The organism is Streptomyces regalis (assembly GCF_001509475.1).
Classification (GTDB): domain Bacteria; phylum Actinomycetota; class Actinomycetes; order Streptomycetales; family Streptomycetaceae; genus Streptomyces; species Streptomyces regalis.
Map to the genome: position 1 here is coordinate 84,753 of NZ_LLZG01000334.1, position 21,742 is coordinate 106,494.

The 21,742-nt window shown below is 70.6% G+C and carries 20 protein-coding genes and 1 pseudogene; 11 read left to right on the forward strand and 10 right to left on the reverse strand.

Translation table 11 applies throughout. From position 1 onward, the window contains the following. Positions 1-17: 17 nt before the first annotated feature. The 3 genes from ADL12_RS28340 (at position 18) to ADL12_RS28350 (ending at position 3,312) form a co-directional block, all read left to right on the forward strand. Positions 18-863, forward strand: a complete 846-nt coding sequence (locus ADL12_RS28340; RefSeq protein ID WP_062706691.1) for a COG1470 family protein — start codon at positions 18-20, stop codon at positions 861-863. Further along, positions 860-1,948, forward strand: coding sequence for a hypothetical protein (locus tag ADL12_RS28345; RefSeq protein WP_062706693.1), 1,089 nt, complete (start codon positions 860-862; stop codon positions 1,946-1,948). The genes ADL12_RS28340 and ADL12_RS28345 overlap by 4 nt, the downstream gene beginning before the upstream one ends. Before the next feature lie 62 nt (positions 1,949-2,010). Beyond that, positions 2,011-3,312, forward strand: coding sequence for a hypothetical protein (locus tag ADL12_RS28350; protein WP_062706695.1), 1,302 nt, complete (start codon positions 2,011-2,013; stop codon positions 3,310-3,312). 129 nt (positions 3,313-3,441) lie between these two features. Here the strand turns inward: ADL12_RS28350 and ADL12_RS28355 are convergent, their stop codons facing one another. Beyond that, positions 3,442-4,953 carry a peptide MFS transporter gene (locus tag ADL12_RS28355; RefSeq protein WP_062706697.1) on the reverse strand — a complete coding sequence of 504 codons (1,512 nt, stop codon included), beginning with the start codon at positions 4,951-4,953 and terminating at the stop codon, positions 3,442-3,444. A 417-nt stretch (positions 4,954-5,370) separates the two neighbouring features. On the opposite strand from ADL12_RS28355, the gene ADL12_RS28360 reads away from it, so the two are divergent. Continuing rightward, complete coding sequence (locus tag ADL12_RS28360; RefSeq protein ID WP_062706699.1) at positions 5,371-6,048, forward strand: response regulator transcription factor; 678 nt, start codon at positions 5,371-5,373, stop codon at positions 6,046-6,048. Between the two features lie 65 nt (positions 6,049-6,113). Next, the gene (locus ADL12_RS28365) at positions 6,114-7,388 is read left to right on the forward strand and encodes an ATP-binding protein (RefSeq protein WP_062706701.1); all 1,275 of its coding nucleotides are present in this window, start codon (positions 6,114-6,116) and stop codon (positions 7,386-7,388) included. 223 nt (positions 7,389-7,611) lie between these two features. Here ADL12_RS28365 and ADL12_RS28370 read toward each other — a convergent pair whose 3' ends face one another. Then, the gene (locus ADL12_RS28370; protein WP_062706703.1) at positions 7,612-8,175 is read right to left on the reverse strand and encodes a GtrA family protein; all 564 of its coding nucleotides are present in this window, start codon (positions 8,173-8,175) and stop codon (positions 7,612-7,614) included. A gap of 175 nt (positions 8,176-8,350) precedes the next feature. On the opposite strand from ADL12_RS28370, the gene ADL12_RS28375 reads away from it, so the two are divergent. The 3 genes from ADL12_RS28375 to ADL12_RS28385 are packed head-to-tail and all read left to right on the forward strand — an operon-like array spanning position 8,351 to position 11,297. Beyond that, positions 8,351-9,547 (forward strand): 5-(carboxyamino)imidazole ribonucleotide synthase, encoded by a 1,197-nt coding sequence (locus ADL12_RS28375; RefSeq protein WP_062706706.1) that lies wholly within the window; start codon positions 8,351-8,353, stop codon positions 9,545-9,547. Next, on the forward strand, positions 9,544-10,083 hold the full coding sequence (gene purE / locus ADL12_RS28380; protein ID WP_208614632.1) for a 5-(carboxyamino)imidazole ribonucleotide mutase: 540 nt from the start codon (positions 9,544-9,546) through the stop codon (positions 10,081-10,083). Before ADL12_RS28375 ends, purE begins: the two co-directional genes overlap by 4 nt. A 5-nt stretch (positions 10,084-10,088) precedes the next feature. After that, positions 10,089-11,297 (forward strand): dipeptidase, encoded by a 1,209-nt coding sequence (locus ADL12_RS28385; protein ID WP_062706708.1) that lies wholly within the window; start codon positions 10,089-10,091, stop codon positions 11,295-11,297. Here the strand turns inward: ADL12_RS28385 and ADL12_RS28390 are convergent. Then, positions 11,228-12,258 (reverse strand): annotated as a pseudogene (locus tag ADL12_RS28390) (oxidoreductase). The gene ADL12_RS28385 and the pseudogene ADL12_RS28390 overlap by 70 nt on opposite strands. Before the next feature lie 105 nt (positions 12,259-12,363). Between ADL12_RS28390 and ADL12_RS28395 the strand changes: the two are divergent. Next, positions 12,364-12,723, forward strand: a complete 360-nt coding sequence (locus ADL12_RS28395) for a MerR family transcriptional regulator (RefSeq protein ID WP_062706709.1) — start codon at positions 12,364-12,366, stop codon at positions 12,721-12,723. Between the two features lie 12 nt (positions 12,724-12,735). Here ADL12_RS28395 and ADL12_RS51105 read toward each other — a convergent pair whose 3' ends face one another. The 6 genes from ADL12_RS51105 to ADL12_RS28425 all read right to left on the reverse strand — a co-directional run bounded on the left by ADL12_RS51105 (position 12,736) and on the right by ADL12_RS28425 (position 18,790). After that, positions 12,736-13,434: a cupredoxin domain-containing protein gene (locus ADL12_RS51105; RefSeq protein WP_079052322.1), complete on the reverse strand. Its 699-nt coding sequence runs from the start codon at positions 13,432-13,434 to the stop codon at positions 12,736-12,738. Further along, positions 13,431-13,937: a hypothetical protein gene (locus ADL12_RS28405; RefSeq protein WP_062706714.1), complete on the reverse strand. Its 507-nt coding sequence runs from the start codon at positions 13,935-13,937 to the stop codon at positions 13,431-13,433. The genes ADL12_RS51105 and ADL12_RS28405 overlap by 4 nt, the downstream gene beginning before the upstream one ends. 117 nt (positions 13,938-14,054) lie before the next feature. Then, on the reverse strand, positions 14,055-15,101 hold the full coding sequence (locus ADL12_RS28410) for a cupredoxin domain-containing protein (RefSeq protein WP_062706748.1): 1,047 nt from the start codon (positions 15,099-15,101) through the stop codon (positions 14,055-14,057). A 27-nt stretch (positions 15,102-15,128) separates the two neighbouring features. After that, positions 15,129-16,445, reverse strand: a complete 1,317-nt coding sequence (locus tag ADL12_RS28415; protein ID WP_079052323.1) for a copper resistance CopC/CopD family protein — start codon at positions 16,443-16,445, stop codon at positions 15,129-15,131. Continuing rightward, complete coding sequence (locus tag ADL12_RS54295; protein WP_062706716.1) at positions 16,442-17,068, reverse strand: hypothetical protein; 627 nt, start codon at positions 17,066-17,068, stop codon at positions 16,442-16,444. Before ADL12_RS54295 ends, ADL12_RS28415 begins: the two co-directional genes overlap by 4 nt. A gap of 378 nt (positions 17,069-17,446) precedes the next feature. Continuing rightward, positions 17,447-18,790 carry a UDP-glucose dehydrogenase family protein gene (locus ADL12_RS28425; RefSeq protein WP_062706718.1) on the reverse strand — a complete coding sequence of 448 codons (1,344 nt, stop codon included), beginning with the start codon at positions 18,788-18,790 and terminating at the stop codon, positions 17,447-17,449. A 215-nt stretch (positions 18,791-19,005) separates the two neighbouring features. Between ADL12_RS28425 and ADL12_RS28430 the strand changes: the two genes are divergently transcribed. Further along, positions 19,006-20,163 (forward strand): acyl-CoA dehydrogenase family protein, encoded by a 1,158-nt coding sequence (locus ADL12_RS28430; protein ID WP_107120046.1) that lies wholly within the window; start codon positions 19,006-19,008, stop codon positions 20,161-20,163. Between the two features lie 296 nt (positions 20,164-20,459). Continuing rightward, positions 20,460-21,044: a DinB family protein gene (locus ADL12_RS28435; protein ID WP_062706720.1), complete on the forward strand. Its 585-nt coding sequence runs from the start codon at positions 20,460-20,462 to the stop codon at positions 21,042-21,044. 34 nt (positions 21,045-21,078) lie between these two features. Here the strand turns inward: ADL12_RS28435 and ADL12_RS28440 are convergent, their stop codons facing one another. Beyond that, positions 21,079-21,636: an acyl-CoA thioesterase gene (locus tag ADL12_RS28440; protein WP_062706723.1), complete on the reverse strand. Its 558-nt coding sequence runs from the start codon at positions 21,634-21,636 to the stop codon at positions 21,079-21,081. Between the last annotated feature and the right edge of the window lie 106 nt (positions 21,637-21,742).

Below are 21,742 nucleotides of genomic sequence, written 5' to 3' on the forward strand. Positions count from 1 at the left end.
AACCGCTGGAGCCGCCGATGTCGTCAGCCGCCCGTGTCCTGTGCCTGTCCCTTCTGACTCTGCTGGCCGCCGCCCCCACGGCGACCGCCGCCGAGGCCTGGTCCGTCGCGCCCTCCGGCGGCGGACGGCCGTCCTTCTACGCCGAGGGCGAGCCGGGGACGGTCCTGCAGGACACGGTGTCCGTGACGAACCCGGGTGGCGAACCGGTCACCGTACGCCTGCACGGCACCGGCGTCCCCATCGCCTTCGCGAAGAGCCCGGTACGGATCCCGGCCCGCACCCGGGCCGAGGTCCCGTTCACGGTGACCGTCGGGGAGGGCACGGCCCCCGGCGACCGGTCCGGCGAGATCGTCGCCCGTGACACGGACGGCCGCTCACGGTCCGTCCCCCTCCGCCTGCGCGTCACCGGCCCTGAGCTGACGGCACTGACCGTCGAGCACGTCGCGATACGCGCCGACGGCATCGCATACGAGCTGGTCAACCGCGGTACGACGACCCTGGTGCCGAGGCTGGCCGTCCGGGCGGACGGCGTCCTCGGCCGGGTCCTCGACCGCGCCTCGCGCACCCTTCCCGTCGACCTGCCCCCGGGCAGCCGTACGAAGCTCACCGAGCCCTGGCCCGACCGGCCCGCCCTGGACGCGGTCGACGTACGGCTGACGGTGACGGGGGCGGGCGGGGCGCGGGACACCGCGGAGGTGTCGGCACGGTTCGTGCCATGGGGTGCGGTGGCGGGAGCCGGGGGAGCCTCGGCGGTGATCGGTGGCTTCTTCGTCGTACGACGGCTTGGGCGCCGTAGGGGAGAAAGCGGCGAGTCCGTCGGACCACCGCACAGGGAAGCCGAGTTGACGGGAGCGGTGAAGTGAACGGCAAGGTCCGCGGCGCGCTGCTGGCGCTGCTGTTTCTGATCCCGCTCGTGGCGATCGTGCAGCCTGCCTCGGCCGCGGCTCCGCCGTCCGTGAAGCTCTCCAAGTCCCAGGCGGGGGCCGGGGGTTCGATCACGGTCACCGGCGAGGAGTGGCGCCCCCGTGCCCTGCTGATGATCCTGATCTGCGGTCAGTCCGTGCCGTCGACGAGCGTGAGAGGCGGTACCAACTCCTGCGCCAACGCGGACGGCAGGGCCGTCACCACGGACGCCGAGGGGCACTTCAGCAGGAAACTGCCGGTGGCCGAGCCGCCCGTGCCCTGCCCCTGCGTGGTGCATGTGGCGACCGTCCAGGGCAGGAAGGCCGAGGCCGACGCGATCTTCCAGGTGGCCGGGCACGCGGTGGAGCCGCTGCCTGCGGAGCCGACGGGCGGGCGCCTGTCGGTCCTCACGGACACCCGGCTGGACGGCTCGAGCGGCCTGCTGACCTGGTTCGGCGCACCGCCCGCCCGCACGCTCGTCTTCACCGTCGGCAATGTGGGCACGTCCGCCATCAAGAACCCGGTCTTCCAAGTCGGCACCTCCCACGGCGTGTTCGCCCCGCAGTGGGAGGAACAGCAGTGGCGCGGCACGATCCAGCCGGGCAGGAAGGCGCGGATCGAGCTGCCGGTGGAGCTCGCGGCCGGCGCGCACGGCGGCTACACCGTCTCCCTGAAGTACGGCGGAAAGGTGATGGCCGAACAGCCCTGGGGTGTGGGCCGGCCCTGGGGCGTGACGCTGTTCTGGATCCTGGTCTGTCTGGTCGTACCGGCGGCGTTGTTCCGCGTCGGGATGGCGGTGGTGGACCGGGTACGGCCGCGGCAGACCGCCCGCCGCCGCGGATTCCGCCTGCCGGAAGCGGCCCTGCGTATCCCGGGGTTGAAGCCCCGCGAGGAGGCGAGGCACGCCTCTTCATCCCCCTCGACCCTGCCGTGGTTCACCCCGGACAACGACCCGGGCACGGCCGGTCGGCTCTCCGCACCGCACGACGACAGCCCGACGAGTCGTACGAGTCCTGCGACTCCGACCAGGAAGGGACCCCCGTGAGCAAGCGAAGGAGAGTCACACCGGCAAGCCCGAGAAGAGGTGGCGCGGCGGGCGTCGCCCTGATGCTCGGCGGCGCGGGCATCCTGCTCGGCGTGTCCGCCGCGCCCGCCCAGGCCGCCGAGGTGGCGTACGCGACCGAGTGCGTGCCGCCCGCCATCTCCGGGCTGCCGCCGGTCCAGGGCACGACCAAGGTGGAGATCACCGCGCCCGCGGAGGCGAAGGTCGGCGACGAGGTGGAGATCGTCTGGAAGTTCGTCCAGGCGGCGTCCAAGAACCCCGACATCCTCGACCTGGAGAAGGACACGGTCCAGCCGACGGGAACCTTGAAGGCGGCCGGTGCGCAGACGGCGGCCGTCGCCATGCAGGGGCCCCGGCAGAACCCGCCCATCCCCAAGAACAGCGACATGAAGCTGTCCGACATGAAGGGCAAGCTGAAGCTGACGGCGCCGGGCGAGGTGACTCTCACGCCGGACGCGTACAACATCAACGTCAGCAAGCCGATCTCCACGGACACCAAGTGCACGCCGAAGGAGACGGTGAAGCCGGCGGCGACGATCAAGGTGACGGACGGCGGCGGGAGTTCCGGCGGTACGACCGGAGGTTTGCCGACGGTCGTCCCGACGCTGCCGACAAGTGTGCCGACAGGCCTGCCGACGGGGACTTCGAGCCCGTCGAGCCCGTCGAGTCCGACGCCGAGTGAGAGTGAGACGGGCGGCGACGCGGGCGGCGGAGACGGTGGCGGCCAGACCGACTTCACGGGCAAGGAGGTCCAGATCCCGTACGAGTGCAAGACGCCCATCGGCGACAAGAAGGCGACCTCGCCCGTCCAGATCAACGCCAAGAAGAACGGCGCCAGTTTCGACCTCACCGTCCAGTTCAAGAAGTCGGTGATGGACAGCCCCGCCGACATCCCCAAGGACTCGGTCAAGCCGTCCATGGAGGTCGTCCTGGGCGGCGCCGACAAGGGCACGGTCCACGTCGAGGGCCCCACCAACTCCGAGGACATCAAGGCGGGCGACCCGATCGAGATCCCGGACCTCACGGGCATCTACAAGCCGGGCGCGAGCGGCGAGTCGACCCTGTCGCCGGGCGTACTGACGGTGAAGGCCCTGGGCACGACGACGACATGCACTCCGACCAAGACGGAGGTGTCCCTGACCCTGGACACGACCGAACAGGCGAGCGGCGCGTCGGGCGGCGGTTCGGCGGGAGGCTCGGCAGGGGGCTCGTCGACCGACGGCGGCCTGGCGGCCACGGGAGCGGAGGACCATGGCTCGCTGAAGGCGCTGGGTCTGGTGGCGGGTACGGCGCTGTTGCTGGGCGGGGCGGTGTTCACGTTCATGCCCGGACGCCGGGCGCGCTAGCCAACCTCTTGAGGGGCGCGGGGCTGTATCAATGTGCGGCTCCGCCGCGCGGGCGCACAGAGGCAAAACCAACGGGCCGCTGAAACCCACTTGGATCCAGCGGCCCCGTCGGCTCAAGCCAGCGCAGCGCTAGCGTACGTCACCCATCAGCGCCCGAATCTTCCGCCCAGCCGTCATGAACGCCAGCCCGGCGGCAACAGCAATGACGGCCCACATCGAGTAGTACGCCGCGTCACCCAGCGGAGCGTTCAGCTTGGTGGTCCAGCCGTTGAGCGCGTTGCCCGTCGCCGTGGCCAGGAACCACAGACCCATGATCTGGCCCACGAACTGCTTCGGCGCCAGCTTCGTCGACAGGGACAGCCCCACCGGCGACAGGCACATCTCGCCGAGGGTCTGCACCAGGTAGACGCTCAGCAGCCAGAAGACGGTGACCTTGCCCGTGTCGCTGTTCGCGGCGGCGGCGCCGGCCAGGCCCATGATGCCGAACGAGCCACCGATGAGGAGCATCGCCAGAGCGAACTTCATGGGGGTGCTGGGCTCACGGTTGCGCCGGGCCAGCTTCACCCACACAGCGGCGAAGACGGGGGCGAGCACGATGACCATGGCCGGGTTGACCGACTGGTACCAGGACGCCGGGAACTCCCAGCCGCCGATCATGCGGTCGGTCTTGCCGTCCGCGAAGATCGTCAGCAGCGAACCGGACTGGTCGTAGATCATCCAGAACAGCACGGCGGTGGCGAAGAACCACGCGAAGGCCTGGATCTTCGGCTTGTCCTCCTTGGCCAGGGCCGGGTTCCGGTACATCGTCACGAAGTAGACGATCGGGACCACGATGCCGAGGACCGCGAGGACGTTGACGATGTGCTCGATGTCGTACGTGCCCAGCACGATGTCCAGGACCAGCGCGGCGACGGCGATGCCACCCCACAGCGCGACCTTGCGCAGCGCGGCGCGCTTCTCCTCGGGGGAGGCCGGCGTGCCGGGCTCCTTGCCGATGTCGCCGAGGTGGCGGCCGCCGAGGACGTACTGGATGACGGCGAGGGTCATACCGACACCGGCGACACCGAAGCCGAGGTGCCAGTCGACGTTCTCGCCGAGGTAGCCGACGACCAGCGGGGCGGCCATGCCACCGATGTTGATCGCCATGTAGAAGAGCGTGAAGCCGGCGTCGCGGCGGGCGCTGGGCTGGCCCTCGTAGAGGCCGCCGACCATCGCGGAGATGTTCGGCTTCAGCAGACCGGTGCCGATCGCGATCAGGCCGAGACCGCAGAAGAAGGCGATGTCCGCGGGGATGGCCAGCGCGAAGTGGCCGGCCGCGATGACGATGCCGCCGACGAGCACGGCCTTGCGCGCACCCCAGAGGCGGTCCGCGACCCAGCCACCGGGCATGGCGGCCATGTACACGACCGCGTTGTACACGCCGTAGATCGAGGCGGCCAGGGCTTCCCGGCCCGCCAGCGGGCCGTCGAGGACGCCCGCGATCAAGTAGAGGACGAGGATGCCGCGCATCCCGTACCAGGAAAAGCGCTCCCACATCTCTGTCATGAAGAGCGTGGCCATACCGCGGGGGTGGCCGAAGAAGGTCTTCTCGGAACCGGGGGTGCCCGGGTGGGCCGAGTCCTTCGTCAGGCTGGACGCCATGGTCGATCCTTGCTGGTCGGGACGCGCACCGATGGTGAACGATCGCGCGCCCGGTGGGGGGAGCGGCCGGCTCCGGCGGGTACAGCCGCCCGGCCACAGGCCATTCCTTTTGATCCGCACACCGATCCGCACACAAAAGAGACCCTCAGCGTCAAATGCCGCTAAAGGTCCCTGTGGTGCTACAGGCGTGGATTCACCATACGTCAGGACACTGCCGGATATGGAAGGACTTGAGGCACGTATCACAGGTGTCGAAGGAACCGCAGGCACCCTTTCCAAGGTCCTTTCCAGGATCGCATCCACGAGGTGCTGGTCTGTACCACAGCGGGCGGAGGTAAAAGACGCGCCAGAGGCGGGTAAGAATCAAGGCACCCGATCACACCCCAGCTCTTGTCGTGGGCGGACTACCATCAGCTCATGACCCGTGTACTGCTCGCCGAGGACGACGCGTCCATTTCGGAGCCGCTGGCCCGCGCACTGCGCCGGGAAGGGTACGAGGTCGAGGTGCGGGAGGACGGCCCCGCCGCGCTCGACGCTGGAATGCAGGGCGGAGTCGACCTGGTCGTGCTGGACCTCGGCCTGCCCGGCATGGACGGCCTGGAGGTGGCCCGCCGACTGCGTGCCGAAGCTCACGCCGTGCCGATCCTCATCCTGACCGCACGCGCCGACGAGGTGGACACCGTCGTCGGCCTGGACGCGGGCGCCGACGACTACGTCACCAAGCCGTTCCGGCTCGCCGAACTCCTCGCGCGGGTCCGGGCCCTGCTGCGGCGCGGCGCCGCGGAGCCCCAGCAGCCGCCGGCCACCCACGGCGTCCGTATCGACGTCGAGTCGCACCGGGCGTGGATGGGGGACGAGGAACTCCAGCTCACCGCCAAGGAGTTCGACCTGCTGCGGGTGCTGGTGCGCGACGCCGGCCGGGTGGTGACCCGGGACCAGCTGATGCGGGAGGTCTGGGACACGACCTGGTGGTCGTCGACCAAGACGCTCGACATGCACATCTCGTGGCTGCGCAAGAAGCTCGGCGACGATGCGGCGAACCCTCGCTACATCGCCACCGTGCGAGGCGTGGGCTTCCGTTTCGAGAAGAGTTGACGCAGGGCCGTACAGGCAGAAAGCCGTACAGGTAGACAAGCCGCACAGGTAAGTAACAGGACACCATGCGCCGCCGACTGATTCAGTCCACCCTCGCCGTCGTTCTCGTCGTCATCGCCGTCTTCGGCGTGTCCCTCGTCATCGTCGAGACCCGGACGATCACCAACACCGCGCAGGAACGGGTGGACACCGAAGCGGTCCGGCTGGTCAGCATCGTGGACAGCCGGCTGCTCGGTGACGAGACCGTGGACGCCTCGGTGCTGCGGGACCAGATCCAGGGGGATCGTTACGCCGAGATCCGGATCCCGGGCAAGCCGGTGATCGAGGTGGGCTCCAAGCCGACCGGTGACGTCATCAGCGCCAAGGAGACCGGCGAGGAGGGCGAGACGATCACCGTGCAGGAGCCGCGTTCGTCGGTGACGCGGGAGGTCGGCCGTACGTTGCTGATCATCGGTGCGGTGGCGCTGCTGGCGGTGATCGCGGCGGTCCTGCTCGCCGTCCGCCAGGCGAACCGCCTCGCCTCCCCGCTCACCGACCTCGCGGAGACGGCGGAACGCCTCGGCTCGGGTGACCCCCGCCCCCGGCACAAGCGGTACGGCGTCCATGAGCTGGACCGCGTGGCGGACGTGCTGGACTCCTCCGCCGAGCGCATCGGACGCATGCTGACCGCGGAACGCCGCCTGGCCGCGGACGCCTCGCACCAGCTCCGCACCCCGCTCACCGCACTCTCCATGCGCCTGGAGGAGATCACCCTCACCGACGATCTCGACACGGTGAAGGAAGAGGCGACCATCGCCCTGACGCAGGTGGAACGCCTCACGGACGTGGTCGAACGCCTCCTCACCAACTCCCGCGACCCGCGCAACGGCTCCGCCGTCACCTTCGACCTCGACGAGGTCATCCAGCAGCAGCTGGCGGAGTGGCGCCCGGCGTACCGCAGCGTGGGCCGGGCGATCGTCAGCTCGGGCAAGCGCCACCTCCAGGCGGTCGGCACACCGGGCGCGGTCGCGCAGGTCCTCGCCGCCCTGATCGAGAACTCCCTCATGCACGGCGGCGGCACCGTCGCGCTGCGCACGCGCGTCACCGGCAACCAGGCAGTCATCGAGGTCACGGACGAGGGCCCGGGCATCCCGGCGGACCTCGGCGCCCGTATCTTCGAGCGCGCCATCAGCGGCCGCAACTCCACCGGCATCGGCCTCGCGGTCGCCCGCGACCTCGCGGAAGCCGACGGCGGCCGCCTGGAAATGCTCCAGACCAACCCCCCGGTACTCGCCCTGTTCCTCTCCCGCACGCCGCCGCTGAAGAAGCAGACGGAGGATTCGGGTCCGACGGTCAGGTGACCGGGGGGACTGCGTCGAGATCCGCTGGGGGGCTCTGCCTCGCGGCGCCGACGTCCACGCCCGGCGCCGGTCCGGATCTTCCAGCCCGTCCGGCGTTTGAGGGGGGGGCCGTTCAGGCCGATGGGGGTCCAGGGGGCGAAGCCCCTTGGCGGGGTCGAAGGGGCGGAGCCCCTTCAGGATGGGACGGGTAGGGGCGGCGGGGGCGAAAAACTCCAGGCGAGCGTCAGCCCACCCGCTGCCTCACCCGCGGCTTCTCGGACTGCGGGGACTGCTGCCGCGGCTCCAGGAACGATTCCGCGCCGGTCACCGCCTCCTCCACCGGAAGCGCCCGGAACACCCACGTCCGATACGACCAGAACCGGAACAGCGTCGCGATACCGATGCCGAGGAACTTGAAGATGTTGCTCTGCAGCGGACTGTCCCAGCCGAACCCGTACGTCGCCGCGTACAGCACACCGTTCTCGATCACCAGGCCGACCACGCTGAACAGCAGGAACAGGCCCAGTTCCTTCGTACGACGACTCTTGTCGCGGTCGCGGTACGTGAAGTAGCGAAAACCGACGTAGTTGAAGGCGATCGCGACGACGGTCGCGATGACACTCGCCCGCACCACCTGGAGGTCGGTCACATGCCGTACCAGGTTGAACACGAGGAGGTTGACCAGAAGCCCTGCTCCACCCACCGCGCCGAACTTGGCGACCTCACGCATCAGCAGGTCGAAACGTTGCCGCACCGCACTGCGAGGTACTGGAGGCGCCGCATGAAGCCCCGAGGAACCACGTCCCATGGTCGTGAAGGCTCCTGTCGGTCGATTTGTCAGTCGGTTTCGTCAACCCAGCCATGCTAACCACCCCCCTCGTCGATTGCCTGTGGGCGAGCTCATAGGTCGGGACATGGGACGGGAAGAGACCCGAAAAAGTCCGGTAAGAGGGTCGCCCGGGCGTGGCCGATACCCTAGGGGCGTGACGTTCCCGGTAGTCGGCATGGTCGGCGGGGGTCAGCTCGCTCGTATGACACACGAGGCGGGCATCCCGTTGGGCCTCAGGTTCAAGCTCCTCAGTGACACCCCTCAGGATTCCGCGGCGCAGGTCGTGAGCGATGTCGTCATCGGCGACTATCGCGACCTCGACACGCTGCGCGACTTCGCGCGCGGGTGCGATGTGATCACCTTCGATCACGAACACGTACCCACCGAGCACCTCAGGGCCCTGGAGGCGGACGGCATCCCCGTCCGCCCGGGCCCCGACGCGCTCGTGCACGCCCAGGACAAGGGGGTGATGCGAGCCAAACTCGATGCGATCGGTGTGCCGTGCCCACGGCACCGGATCGTGAGCGACCCGGCCGACGTGGCCGCGTTCGCGCGCGAAGGACTGCCCGAAGGCGCCGAGGGCGGTGGGGGCACCTCCCGCTCGAGCGAAGCCGAGAGTGGGGGATTCCCCGTCGTCCTCAAGACCGTCCGGGGCGGTTACGACGGCAAGGGCGTCTGGGTCGTCGACTCCGTCGAGGAGGCCGCCGAGCCGTTCCGCGCCGGCGTGCCCGTCCTCGCCGAGGAGAAGGTCGACTTCGTACGGGAGCTCGCGGCGAACGTCGTACGCTCCCCGCACGGCCAGGCCGTCGCGTACCCGGTGGTCGAGTCCCGGCAGGTCAACGGCGTCTGCGACACCGTCATAGCCCCCGCCCCCGACCTCGACGATGCCCTCGCCCTGAAGGCCGAGGAGATGGCCCTCACCATCGCCAAGGAACTCGGCGTCGTAGGCCACCTCGCCGTCGAGCTGTTCCAGACCCGCGACGGCCGCATCCTCGTCAACGAGCTCGCGATGCGCCCGCACAACTCGGGCCACTGGACCCAGGACGGCGCGATCACGTCGCAGTTCGCCAACCACGTCCGCGCCGTCCTCGACCTCCCCCTCGGCGACCCGCGCCCGCGCGCCAAGTGGACCGTCATGGTCAACGTCCTCGGCGGCGACTACCCCGACATGTACTCCGCGTACCTGCACTGCATGGCCCGCGACCCGAAGCTCAAGATCCACATGTACGGCAAGGACGTGAAGCCGGGCCGCAAGGTCGGTCACGTCAACACCTACGGCGACGACCTCGACGACGTGCTGGAGCGCGCCCGTCACGCTGCCGGCTACCTGAGAGGCACGATCACCGAATGAGCACCGCTGTCGGCCCCGTCGTGGGCATCGTCATGGGTTCGGACTCCGACTGGCCCGTCATGGAGGCCGCCGCCCAGGCCCTCGACGAGTTCGAGATCGACTACGAGGTCGACGTCGTCTCCGCGCACCGTATGCCGCGCGAGATGGTCACGTACGGCGAGCAGGCGGCCGAGCGCGGGCTCAAGGTGATCATCGCGGGCGCGGGCGGCGCCGCCCACCTCCCCGGCATGCTCGCCTCCGTCACGCCGCTGCCGGTCATCGGCGTCCCCGTCCCGCTGAAGTACCTCGACGGCATGGACTCCCTGCTGTCGATCGTGCAGATGCCGGCCGGCGTCCCCGTGGCCACCGTCTCGGTCGCCGGCGCCCGCAACGCCGGTCTGCTCGCCGCCCGCATCCTCGCCGCCCACGACGAGGACCTGCTGCAGCGGATGCGCGAGTTCCAGCAGGAGCTGAACGACCAGGCCACCGAGAAGGGCAAGCGCCTGCGCACCAAGGTCGAGGGCGTCGGCGGCTTCGGCTTCGGCGCGGGGAAGTGACGACGATGACCTCCGCTTCGTTGGAGGCAGCCCGGGAACTCCTGCGCGAGTTCCCGGTCGTCGACGGCCACAACGACCTCCCGTGGGCCCTGCGTGCCCAGGTCCGCTACGACCTCGACGCCCGGGACATCGCCACCGACCAGGCCGCCCATCTGCACACCGACATCCCCCGTCTGCGCGAGGGCGGCGTGGGCGCGCAGTTCTGGTCGGTGTTCGTGCGGTCGGACTACGCCGGTGACAAGGCGGTCAGCGCCACCCTCGAACAGATCGACTGCGTACGGCAGTTGCTGGCCCGCTACCCGACCGACCTGCGCCCCGCGCTGACGGCGGCGGACATGGAGGCGGCCCGCGCGGAGGGCCGTATCGCCTCCCTCATGGGCGCCGAGGGCGGCCACTCGATCGCCGACTCCCTCGCCACGCTCCGCGCGCTGTACGCGCTCGGCGTCCGCTACATGACCCTCACCCACAACGACAACATCGCGTGGGCCGACTCGGCGACGGACGAGCCCCGGGCGGGCGGCCTCACGGCCTTCGGCCGCGAGGTGGTGCGGGAGATGAACCGCGAGGGCATGCTGGTCGACCTCTCGCACGTGGCGGCCACGACGATGCGCGACGCGCTGGACGCCACGTCGGCCCCCGTGATCTTCTCCCACTCCTCCTCCCGCGCGGTGTGCGACCACCCGCGCAACATCCCCGACGACGTCCTGGAACGCCTCCGCGGCAACGGCGGCGTCGCGATGGTGACGTTCGTGCCGAAGTTCGTGCTCCAGGCGGCTGTCGACTGGACGGCCGAGGCCGACGAGAACATGCGCGCCCACGGCTTCCACCACCTCGACACGACCGCCGAGGCGATGAAGGTGCACCGCGCCTTCGAGGAGACCAACCCGCGCCCGGTCGCCACCGCGTCCACGGTCGCCGACCACCTGGACCACATGCGCGAGATCGTCGGCGTCGACCACCTGGGCATCGGCGGCGACTACGACGGCACGGCGTTCACCCCCGACGGCCTCAGCGACGTCTCGGGCTACCCCAACCTCATCGCCGAACTGCTGGACCGCGGCTGGTCCAAGCCCGACCTGGCCAAGCTGACCTGGCAGAACGCGGTACGGGTGCTGGGCGCGGCCGAGGACGTGGCCCGCGACCTTCAGGCGACGCGGGGCCCGTCCAACGCGACCATCGAGGAACTGGACCGACTGGACGGACTGGACGGCTGATCGTCGAGGGCGGGGTAGTCGGTGTAGCCGGTCGCCCCGCCCGTGTACATCAGGTACCGGTCCCGCACCGGGTTGAGGGGCGCGCCGAGGCGCAGGCGGGCGACCAGGTCCGGGTTGGCGAGGAACGGCCTGCCGAGGGCGACCAGATCGGCCCCGGCGGCCAGCGTGTCTGTGGCGGCCCGGGTGACGCCCTCGGTGGTGAGGTCGGGCAGCACCGGGTTGCCGATCAGGACGCCGGGCCAGTCCGCGCGGATCCTCCGGTAGACCGCCGTGTCCGGGCCGGCGTGCACGAGGTGCAGACAGGCCAGGCCCCTCTCCTTCAGCCGGGCCACCAGCACCGGGTAGAGCACGTCGGTGTCGTCCTCCTCGATGCCGTTGACGGTATTGCCCGGGGAGCTCCGCAGGCCCACCCGGTCGGCGCCGATCGCGTCGGCCACCGCCTCGGTCACCTCCACCGTGAACCGGACCCGCCGCTCCGCCGGCCCGCCGTATCCGTCCGTGCGGCGGTTGGTGTTCCCGGCGAGGAACTGGTGCAGCAGATGCCCGTTGGCCGAGTGCACCTCGACGCCCTCGAAGCCCGCGTCGACCGCCCGGCGGCCGGCCGCGGCGAAGTCGGCGGCGGTGGCCCGGATGTCGTCGGCGCCCATCTCCCGGGGGACGACGGCCGGCAGGTGTCCGTGCGGCGTGAAGATCGTCTCCGGCAGCGGCACGGGGGAGGGCGCGACGGGCGTCAGGCCGATGGTCTCCGGATGGCTGACCCGTCCGCCGTGCTGGAGCTGCAGGAACATCCGTCCGCCGCGCTCCCGCACGGCCTCGGTCACCCGCCGCCACCCGGCCGCGTGCCGGTCGGTGTGCCGTCCGCCTCCGCGCGGTTGCCGGTGAGCGGCGCCATCACGAGGTGGTGGGGGAGTTCGAGCCGGCCGAGCCGGGCCGGTGCCAGGAAGTCCGGTGTCCGTGTCATGCCCGTACGCTAAAACTTGACATCAGTGTCAGATTCAAGTCCCGGCAGTCGGCGAAGGCGAAGGCGAAGGCGAAGGCGAAGGCGAAGGCGAAGGCGGAGGCGGAGATGCGGATCGGTGAACTCGCCCGGCGCACCGGCGTGAGCGAGCGGTCGCTGCGCTACCACGAGATCCAGGGGCTGCTGAGCGCCGACCGCACCCCCGGCGGGCACCGCGACTACCCCGAGGCGGCCGTCGACCGGGTCGTCCGGATCCAGGAGCTGTTCGCCGCCGGACTGCACAGCAGCAGGATCGCGCAGCTGCTGCCCTGCATGCGGGACGCCGACGGCGGCCCCTCCGCGATCGCCACGCCCCGGCTGGTCGAGGACCTCACCGCCGAGCGCGCCCGCATCGACCACATGATCGCCGACCTCGTCCGCTCCCGGGACACCTTGGACGAGGTCATCGAGGCGGCACGGGAGCGCTGACCGCCGGGCCGTTCAGGGTTCCTCCCTCTGGGCCCGGGACGCCCGTGACCCCACCAGCAGGAGGCACAGCACCGCCACGCCTGCCACGATCCCCGTCAGGAGCAGCAAGGGATCCAGCGGGCGGAGTGTCGAGGCGGCGGTGGCCTGGGGCTGTGGTGCCGGGGTCGGTGTGGGCGTCCGTGACGGGGATGCCGGATGTACGGCCGCCGGAGCCGACGTGGACGGTGTGGATCGCGCAGGTGATGGCGTTGGGGAGCGGGTCGGTGTGGTCGCATGCTGTTCCGATGACGTCCCGGAACCCGCATGCTCATGCGTGGGCGTCGGCACGGCCGCCGACGTCTTTGGTGCCGCCGCCTCCACCACGATCCGGGCCGTCATGTTCGGGTGGACGGTGCAGTAGTAGGCGTACGTCCCCGGCGTAGTGAAGGTGAAGCTCCAGCTCCCGCCCTTGTTCAGCATGGGGGAGTGGAAGGCGGCCGGGGCCGACGTGGTCCTCACGTCGTGCGGGGCGGTGTCCTGGTTGGTCCAGGTGACCGTGGAGCCGGCGGTGACGGTCAGGGTGGCGGGGCTGAAGGCGTACCTGCTCATCGCAACCCGGTAGCTCGCCGCTGACGCCCGGCCGACCGGCAGCACGAGCAGCAGCCCGACCAGGACGGCCAGGACGGCCGGGGCGAGGACGGTCCCCGGGACCGCTCGCCGTGCCGCCCTCATGCGAACTCCCCGGCGACCAGCAGCCGCAGCCGGGTGGTGGGCCGCAGCCGGCCGAACCTGAAGCCGGTGGCGCGGCGCAGCAGCCCGTACGGCAGCCGGGCGGTGCCCACGACGAGCAGCAGGTTCTCGGCCCGCTCGACGACCCGCAGCCGCAGCAGCGCGGGGAAGTCGGTGCCGTCGATGCCGAGGTCGCCGGTCAGCTGGACGGTGCCGGTGCCCTCGTGGGTGTGGGCGTGGGCATGGTCGAGGGTGAGGACGCCCTTGAGGTCGGCGTCGTCGAACTCGAAGCGGAAGATGGGGTGTTCGCCGGTCTCGGGGACGGTGAGCGAGGCCGCCGCGAGGGTGAGGCGCCGGCGCCGGAGCGGCAACGGGCCGCACAGAGCGGTGAGCTCGACGAGCGAGCGGCCGGGGGCCACGGCATACCGGCCGGGCAGCGGCAGCCAGGGGGGCGAGCCGGAGGCCCCGGGCGGGGTCGGGTCGGTGGGCAGGGTGACGGTTGTCATCCCGGTCTCCTTGGAAAGCGGTTCCGGAAGGGCGGCGGTGACGGGGACAATGAGGGAGCGCCGGTCCGGCCGACTGAGCCTCGGCCGGACCGGCGTCCGTCTTCCGCGCGGGCGGTGTCAGCAGCTGTTGGTGAGGAAGTCCTCGGTGGGGGTGAGCAGCTGCGCGGCCCAGACCGTGTGCATCTTCACGTAGCTGTCGGCGTTCAGCAGATCGGCGACCTGCTGCCCGGGCGACTGCTCCAGGTGCGCCTCGTTGATGTGGTTCAGCAGCACGCTGAGCGTGTCGTCGAGGATCGTGCCGCCGCCCTCGGTGGCCGGCGCCAGGATGCTCTCGATCCACACCGTGTGCGTCTTGATGTACGCGTCCAGCGCCAGCGCGTCCTGCACCTGCTGACCCGGGGACCGCTCCAGATGCGCGGAGTTGAGGTGCTGCAGGATCGGCAGCAGCACGTCTCGGACGCTGGCGCACTGCTCGTCGTCGCCACCGGAGCCACCGCCGGACGTACCGCCCGTGCCGCCACCCGACGTACCGCCCGAGGTGCCGCCGGACGTACCGCCCGTGCTGCCGCCGGAGCCGGATCCACCGGAGGAGCCGCCGCTCGACCCGCCCGAGGAACCACCGGAGGAACCGCCGGACGAGCCGCCGCTCGAACCACCGGACGACCCGCCGTCGTCGGCGGCCACGACCTTCACGGACGCCACCATGTCGGGGTGCACCGCGCAGTAGTACTCGTACGTCCCGGCCGTGGTGAAGGTGTACGACCACGAGTCGCCCTGCTCCAGCGTGCCCGAGTCGAACTTCTTCGGACCCTTGGTCGTGGTGACCGTGTGCGGCACGCTGTCGTGGTTGGTCCAGCGGACCGTGTCGCCGACCTCGACGACGAGTTGCTTCCCGTCGCCGAACTTGTTGTTCATGATGTCGACCTGGTGGTCCGGCGCCGCGTCGGCCGCCGGCCGGTCCTGGGCCGCGGCGGCAGCGGGCGCCTGAGCCGCGCCCGCGTCCGCCGTGGAGGCCCCGGACGCCGAGGTGCCCGAGGCGGCCTGGAGCAGCCCCAGGCTGAGCACCGCGGTCAGCGCCGCGCCGAGTCCGGCGACCAGCAGACCCCGGTTGCCCGAGGGCGCCCGGCGGCGCGGTGCCGCGTCGCTCTCATTACGTCGTTTCAACACAACTCCTTTGATTTTCCTGGGAGTTCACTGGCCAGGGTTGGTCGTGACCAGCAGACTCGTCACAGCGAGCACGACGAGGACCAGCCCCGTCTCGGCCGCGACCGAGTAACCGAAGGGCCGCACGGTGGCGGCGTCGCCGCGCAGCAGCACGGCGAGATCGAGGCGGGTGCGCACCCACTGACGGCTGGCGAGGGCGACCAGCAGGACGACCCCGAGCACCGCTGCCTTCGCCAGCAGCAGATGCCCGTACGAGGTGTGCAGGAGGGCGTCGTACGACCCCACGACCTGCCACGCCAGCACCAGTCCGGCGGCGACGATGCCCGCCACGCCGACCGCCGCGAGCCGTGAGTAGCCCGGCACCACCGCGGCCAGCTCCGCGGGCCGCCGCCGCGGCAGCACCGCCAGCGCGAGCATGGCCAGCCCGCCGATCCACAGCGCGACGCCGAGCAGATGCACGAGGTCGGCGATCGCGCCCCAAGTGGGCTCGGTGCCCTCGGCGTTGTGGCCCGCCATGCCGGTCGCCCGCAGCAGCCCGAGACAGACGGCGAGCGTGCCGACCCGCCAGCCGGGGGAGCAGGCGGTACGGGGCCCGCCCTGGAGCAGCGCGCTCAGCACGATGGCCGCGAGCACCCACAGCAGGACCCGGGCGGCGAGCACGACGCCGGGCTCGGTGGTCAGGACGTCCGCGTACGTCTCGGCGCGCAGGACGTCCCGCAGGTCGCCGAGGGCGGCGTACGCGCCCTGGAGCCCGATCGCCGCGACCGACGCCAGCAGGCCGCACGTCCAGGCCAGTCCCAGCAGCGCCCGGGCCCGCGGCTCGTGTGCGCCGCGTGGCCACAGCAGCGTGACGAAGGCGAGGCCGCCGACGAACAGCGCCAGGGAGAGATAGCCGGTCCAGCGAGCGGCGACGAGGCCGCCCCGCACCAGGGGGGACGGTGCGGGCGCGGCCTCGTCGCCGCGGTCCTGTGCGGCGGGTGCCGCGGTGCCGAAGTGGAGCCGGCCGGACGAGGCGTGCCCGTCCTCCTCGTCGACGACCGACCAGACGACGGCGAAGGAGCCGTCCGCCGGATGCCCGAGGGCGGCCTGTACGACCTCGCCCTTGTGCCCCGGCACGAGGGACACCGGGAGCCGGTCGCCGTCCGGGGTCATCACGCGTACGTCGGCCGGGTCGACGGCCTCGTCGAAGGTGAGCGTGAGGTGGTCGGGGGCCTGCTTCAGCTCGGCGCCGTCGGCGGGGCTGGAGGTGACCAGCTCGGTGTGGGCGAAGGCCGGGGCGGTGCCCGCCAGGACGTAGAGGAGCGGCGTGAGGGCGAGGAGGGCGAGGGCACGGCGGAGGGTCATGGCGTCGCCTCCGGGACGGGGCTGATGCCGCCGAGGAGGGAGGGCAGCGGGGCGAGCCCGATGCAGGGGGAAGGTTGCGGCTCGGGCTCCGCCGACGCCTCCGCGCCGCTCTCCGCCGGATTGAGGAGGCCGAAGACGGGCTCGGTGAGACCGGTGAGGAGCGGCCGGGCGAGACGGACCTCGCCGTCCTCGCAGGGGGCGTCGCCGTCGGCGGCCGGGGTGGTCCCGGGGTCGGACGGGGAGGGGGAGGACGGGGGTGCGGAGTCGGAGGGGGCCGGGGAGGCGCCGTGGCCGGAGTGGCCGGTGCCGCCGGTGCCGTCGCCCCCGTGGCCGGTGTGGTCCTCGCCCGTGCCGCCGGGGTAGTGGACGCCGGTGACGGGCGGCGCCCCGGTGTCCGCCGCGCCTCCTGAGGCGTCGCCGGTGCCCTCCGGCGGGGCCGCACCTTCCGGGGAGGACGGTGAGGTGGCCGCGGGCGGCGGGGCTGCGGTCGCGTCGGAGGAGGCGGCGGGTGCGCCGATCCCCGACGCGTAGCCGAGTACGACCACCACGGCGCCGACGAGCGCTCCCGCGACCAGTTCGTCGCGGTGGTCGTGCGGCCACAGGGCCCTGCGGAACAGGGGCATGATCACTCCTGGCATGGTCTGTTCAAAACCAGCGAACGACGACCAGTGGAGTGGCGCGCGAATTCCGTGCGGCTACGCGTCAGTTAAGCGCCTGTTGCGGCGCCTCTCTTTCGAGGGGACCCCCGCTGTGAGACCGGATGAGACCGTTGCTATTCCGCGCAATGCGGCTGTGAAGAATTAGCGTGCGAGCATTTCTATTCCCACACGCTACTCGAATAGAATTCGCAGCCGCGTGGGGATTCCAAGGAGAACGGCATATGCCCGTTGCGCGGGTCTGCCATGGCCCGACCCGGGCGCCCGCAGGCCCGTCCCCGTGGGGAAGGCCGCCCGAGCACGATTCCCTTGCCCGAACGGCCCGCCCGAACGCCCCGCCTTTTCTCAGGCCGTCGGCCGCCCCATCGCCCGATAAGTCCAGCCGGCGTTCCGCCACAACTCCGGGTCCAGGGCATTGCGCCCGTCCAGAATGAGCCGAGCCGTCGCGACCTCGCCGAGTGCCGCCGGGTCCAGCTCGCGGAATTCCCGCCATTCCGTCAGATGCAGTACGACATCGGCGCCCCGTACGGCATCGATCGCGCTGTCGGCGTAGCCGAGGGTCGGGAAGAGGCGGCGGGCGTTCTCCATGCCCTTGGGGTCGTACACCGTGACCTGGCCGCCCTGGAGGTGGATCTGCCCGGCGACGTTCAGCGCGGGCGAGTCCCGTACGTCGTCCGAGTCGGGCTTGAAGGTGGCGCCGAGCACGGCGACCCGCTTGCCCAGGAACGACCCGCCGCCCAGCGCCTGCCGGGCGAGCTCCACCATCTGCCCGCGCTGGCGCATGTTGATGGAGTCGATCTCGCGCAGGAAGGTCAGCGCCTGGTCGGCGCCCAGCTCACCGGCCCGGGCCATGAAGGCGCGGATGTCCTTGGGCAGGCAGCCGCCGCCGAAGCCGATACCGGCCCGCAGAAACTTCTTCCCGATCCGGTCGTCGTACCCGATGGCCTCCGCGAGCTTGGCGACATCGCCGCCGGAGGCCTCGCACATCTCCGCCATCGCGTTGATGAAGGAGATCTTGGTGGCGAGGAAGGAGTTGGCGGAGGTCTTCACCAGCTCGGCGGTGGGGAAGTCGGTGACGACGAAGGGGGAGCCGGCGGCGATCGGCGTGGCGTACACCTCGCGCAGCAGCTTCTCGGCCCGCTCGCTGCGCACGCCGACCACGATCCGGTCCGGGTGCAGCGTGTCGTCGACGGCGAAGCCCTCGCGCAGGAACTCCGGGTTCCAGGCCAGCTCGGCGTCCTCGCCGGCCGGCGCGTGCGCGGCGAGGTAGGCGGCGAGGCGGTCGGCGGAGCCGACGGGGACGGTGGACTTGCCGACGACGAGAGCGGGGCCGGTGAGGTGCGGGGCGAGCAACGCGAAGGCCCGGTCGACGTACGACATGTCGCAGGCGTACTCGCCGTGCCGCTGCGGCGTGTTCACGCACACGAAGTGCACATCGCCGAACGCCCCGACCTCGGCCCAGTCCATGGTGAACCGCAGCCGCCCGGTGGACCCCTCGATCCCCGCGACATGCCTGCGCAGCAGCTCCTCCAGTCCCGGCTCGTACATCGGGACCTCACCGCGCCGCAGCATCTCGATCTTCTCCGGCACGACATCGAGCCCCAGCACCTCGAAGCCGAGCTCGGCCATGGCCGCGGCGTGCGTCGCGCCGAGATAGCCGGTGCCGATCACGGTGATCTTGAGGGCCATGGGGTACTCCAGAGGTCTACGGGGGTACGGCGGTGATGCGGGCCCGAGCATAGTCGGGCCGTTCCACGGGCAACTTTCCCGCTGTCGCCAAGCTCACGTATCACTCCCGTGAGCCGCCCCCTAAAATTTGAGTTACTTAACGGTAATTAGCGCCAGCACCGCACTCAGACCACATCGCACTCAGACCCCACAGCGTCCTTGGAGCGTGAGAGACCTTGGCCGGATCGGCTGACTTCGACCTGTACCGCCCGTCCGAGGAGCACGACATGCTCCGCGACGCGATCCGCTCGCTGGCCGAGGCGAAGATCGCGCCGCACGCCGCCGCGGTGGACGAGGAGGCCCGCTTCCCGCAGGAGGCGCTGGACGCGCTGGTCGCGGGTGACCTGCACGCGGTGCACGTACCCGAGGAGTACGGCGGCTCGGGCGCGGACGCCCTCGCCACGGTGATCGTGATCGAGGAGGTGGCCCGCGTGTGCGCGTCCTCCTCCCTCATCCCCGCCGTGAACAAGCTGGGCTCGCTCCCGGTGATCCTCTCCGGCTCCGACGAGCTGAAGAAGCGGTACATGACCCCCCTCGCCAAGGGCGACGGCATGTTCTCGTACTGCCTCTCCGAGCCGGACGCGGGTTCCGACGCCGCCGGCATGAAGACGAAGGCGGTTCGCGACGGCGACCACTACGTCCTGAACGGCGTGAAGCGCTGGATCACCAACGCCGGCGTCTCCGAGTACTACACGGTGATGGCGGTCACCGACCCCACCAAGCGCTCGAAGGGCATATCGGCCTTCGTCGTCGAGAAGTCGGACGAGGGCGTCTCCTTCGGCGCCCCCGAGAAGAAGCTCGGAATCAAGGGCTCCCCGACCCGCGAGGTCTACCTGGACAACGTTCGCATCCCGGTGGACCGCATGATCGGCGAGGAGGGCACCGGCTTTGCCACGGCGATGAAGACGCTGGACCACACCCGCATCACGATCGCCGCGCAGGCCCTCGGCATCGCGCAGGGCGCCCTCGACTACGGCAAGGGCTACGTCCAGGAGCGCAAGCAGTTCGGCAAGCCGATCGCCGACTTCCAGGGCATCCAGTTCATGCTCGCCGACATGGCCATGAAGATCTCGGCCGCCCGCGCCCTGACCTACCAGGCCGCCGCCGCCTCCGAGCGCGGCGACGCCGACCTCACCTACCTGGGCGCCGCCGCGAAGTGCTTCGCCTCGGACGTGGCGATGGAGGTGACGGTGGACGCGGTGCAGCTGCTGGGCGGTTACGGGTACACGCGGGACTACCCGGTGGAGCGGATGATGCGGGACGCGAAGATCACGCAGATCTACGAGGGCACGAACCAGGTCCAGCGGATCGTGATGGCAAGGAACCTCCCCTAGCAGGGTTTGTGCGGGTCAGGGCCACTTTGAGGCGTCGCGAGAGACGCTCTCCGCCCGATGAGGGCCGCTGACCAGCACAACAGCCCTCGGCATCGCGCCGGGGGCTGTTGGCATACGTGGATCGACGGCCCCCAGGGAATGGGGGCGGGCTGAAGGTCGGCACTGCCGATATTTTTCGCGAGCTTCTTGTAGCAGGTCAGGGCGGCGGCCATGGCCAGGCCTCGGCTCTGCGCAGTCGTTGCGGACCACGTACGGGATCTTGAGACCACGAGTAGCCCATGGCAGGCTCATGCCGCATGATCGATGAATTCGCGAAAGGCAACCTGCACGGGAGACTGCGGCGGGACCGCAAGGCGCTGCTCTGGAAACTCGACGGCCTGTCCGAATGCGACGCCCGCCGACCTTTGACAGCGACCGGGACCAATCTCCTCGGCCTGGTCAAACACGTGGCCACCGTCGAGGCCAGGTACTTCGGCGAGGTCTTCGACCGCCCTTCCCCGGAATCGCTGTCCCGGTGGCAGGACTCCGACGGCAGCGATCTGTGGGCGACCGAGGACGAGACCCGCGATCAGATCACCGGGTTCTACCGGCGCACGTGGGAACACTCGGACGCGACGATCAACGAGCTTCCCCTCGACGCCCCCGGCCGAGTGCCGTGGTGGCCGGAGCCTTATGCCGACACCAACCTGTTCGCCATCATGGTCCATGTCCTCGGCGAGTCCATCCGGCATGCCGGGCACGCGGATATCCTGCGCGAGGGCCTCGACGGCCGGACCGGGTTGCGCGCCGAACACGAGCAGCAGATCGACGAGGAAGCCCGTGCGGCCTACTGCGCGAAGATCGAGCAGGCCGCCAGGTCGGCCGCACCCATCAAGGCTTAGTACTCCAGCAAGGCAGATGCTGCAGCCCGCGCGCTCAGTCGTCGAACCCCTCAGCCGCCCGCTTCTCCCGCAGTTCCTTGATGGCGCGGCGGCGGGCGAGGCGGTGGGTGCGGCGGATCTGCGCCTCCTGGTTGCGGCGCTTGTCGCGCTCGGTCTCCGGTACGACCGGCGGGACGCGGCGTGGCTTGCCGTCTGCGTCCACCGCTGCGAACACCAGGTACGCCGAGCCGACTTGGGTGGGTGGCGCCGACTCGTTCCAGCGCTCGGCAAGGACCCGTACGCCGACCTCCATCGAGGTCCGGCCGGTCCAGTTGACCTGGGCCTTCACATGGACGAGGTCGCCGACGCGGACCGGTTCGAGGAAGACCATCTCGTCCATGGACGCGGTGACGGCGGGACCGCCGCTGTGCCGGCCGGCCACGGCGCCCGCCGCGTCGTCGACGAGTTTCATGATCACGCCGCCGTGCACCGTCCCCAGAAGGTTGGTGTCGTTGTGGGTCATGATGTGGCTGAGGGTGGTGCGGGACGCGGCGGTCGGCTTGCCCGGGATCTCCGGAGTGTCCGACTGCGCGGCGGTGACCTGGTCTGTCATGGCCTCCACCTTATGCCGACCCGACATTCGTGGACTTTGTGTTGGGTTCGCAACAGCCGTGCCTCTATTTTCCCCGGAACCTTGTAAGACACCTGGCCGTGCCCTG

What these genes read in the sequence shown, in the direction of transcription:
- ADL12_RS28425 (WP_062706718.1), bottom strand. Translation starts at nt 18,790, where the DNA reads ATGGCCCTCAAGATCACCGTGATCGGCACCGGCTATCTCGGCGCGACG.
- ADL12_RS28370 (WP_062706703.1), bottom strand. Translation starts at nt 8,175, where the DNA reads ATGGGACGTGGTTCCTCGGGGCTTCATGCGGCGCCTCCAGTACCTCGC.
- ADL12_RS28350 (WP_062706695.1), top strand. Translation starts at nt 2,011, where the DNA reads ATGCTCGGCGGCGCGGGCATCCTGCTCGGCGTGTCCGCCGCGCCCGCC.
- ADL12_RS28395 (WP_062706709.1), top strand. Translation starts at nt 12,364, where the DNA reads ATGCGGATCGGTGAACTCGCCCGGCGCACCGGCGTGAGCGAGCGGTCG.
- ADL12_RS54295 (WP_062706716.1), bottom strand. Translation starts at nt 17,068, where the DNA reads ATGCCCCTGTTCCGCAGGGCCCTGTGGCCGCACGACCACCGCGACGAA.
- ADL12_RS28365 (WP_062706701.1), top strand. Translation starts at nt 6,114, where the DNA reads ATGCGCCGCCGACTGATTCAGTCCACCCTCGCCGTCGTTCTCGTCGTC.
- ADL12_RS28440 (WP_062706723.1), bottom strand. Translation starts at nt 21,636, where the DNA reads ATGACAGACCAGGTCACCGCCGCGCAGTCGGACACTCCGGAGATCCCG.
- ADL12_RS28435 (WP_062706720.1), top strand. Translation starts at nt 20,460, where the DNA reads ATGATCGATGAATTCGCGAAAGGCAACCTGCACGGGAGACTGCGGCGG.
- ADL12_RS28355 (WP_062706697.1), bottom strand. Translation starts at nt 4,953, where the DNA reads ATGGCGTCCAGCCTGACGAAGGACTCGGCCCACCCGGGCACCCCCGGT.
- ADL12_RS28385 (WP_062706708.1), top strand. Translation starts at nt 10,089, where the DNA reads ATGACCTCCGCTTCGTTGGAGGCAGCCCGGGAACTCCTGCGCGAGTTC.
- ADL12_RS51105 (WP_079052322.1), bottom strand. Translation starts at nt 13,434, where the DNA reads ATGAGGGCGGCACGGCGAGCGGTCCCGGGGACCGTCCTCGCCCCGGCC.
- ADL12_RS28340 (WP_062706691.1), top strand. Translation starts at nt 18, where the DNA reads ATGTCGTCAGCCGCCCGTGTCCTGTGCCTGTCCCTTCTGACTCTGCTG.
- ADL12_RS28360 (WP_062706699.1), top strand. Translation starts at nt 5,371, where the DNA reads ATGACCCGTGTACTGCTCGCCGAGGACGACGCGTCCATTTCGGAGCCG.
- ADL12_RS28405 (WP_062706714.1), bottom strand. Translation starts at nt 13,937, where the DNA reads ATGACAACCGTCACCCTGCCCACCGACCCGACCCCGCCCGGGGCCTCC.
- ADL12_RS28415 (WP_079052323.1), bottom strand. Translation starts at nt 16,445, where the DNA reads ATGACCCTCCGCCGTGCCCTCGCCCTCCTCGCCCTCACGCCGCTCCTC.
- purE (WP_208614632.1), top strand. Translation starts at nt 9,544, where the DNA reads ATGAGCACCGCTGTCGGCCCCGTCGTGGGCATCGTCATGGGTTCGGAC.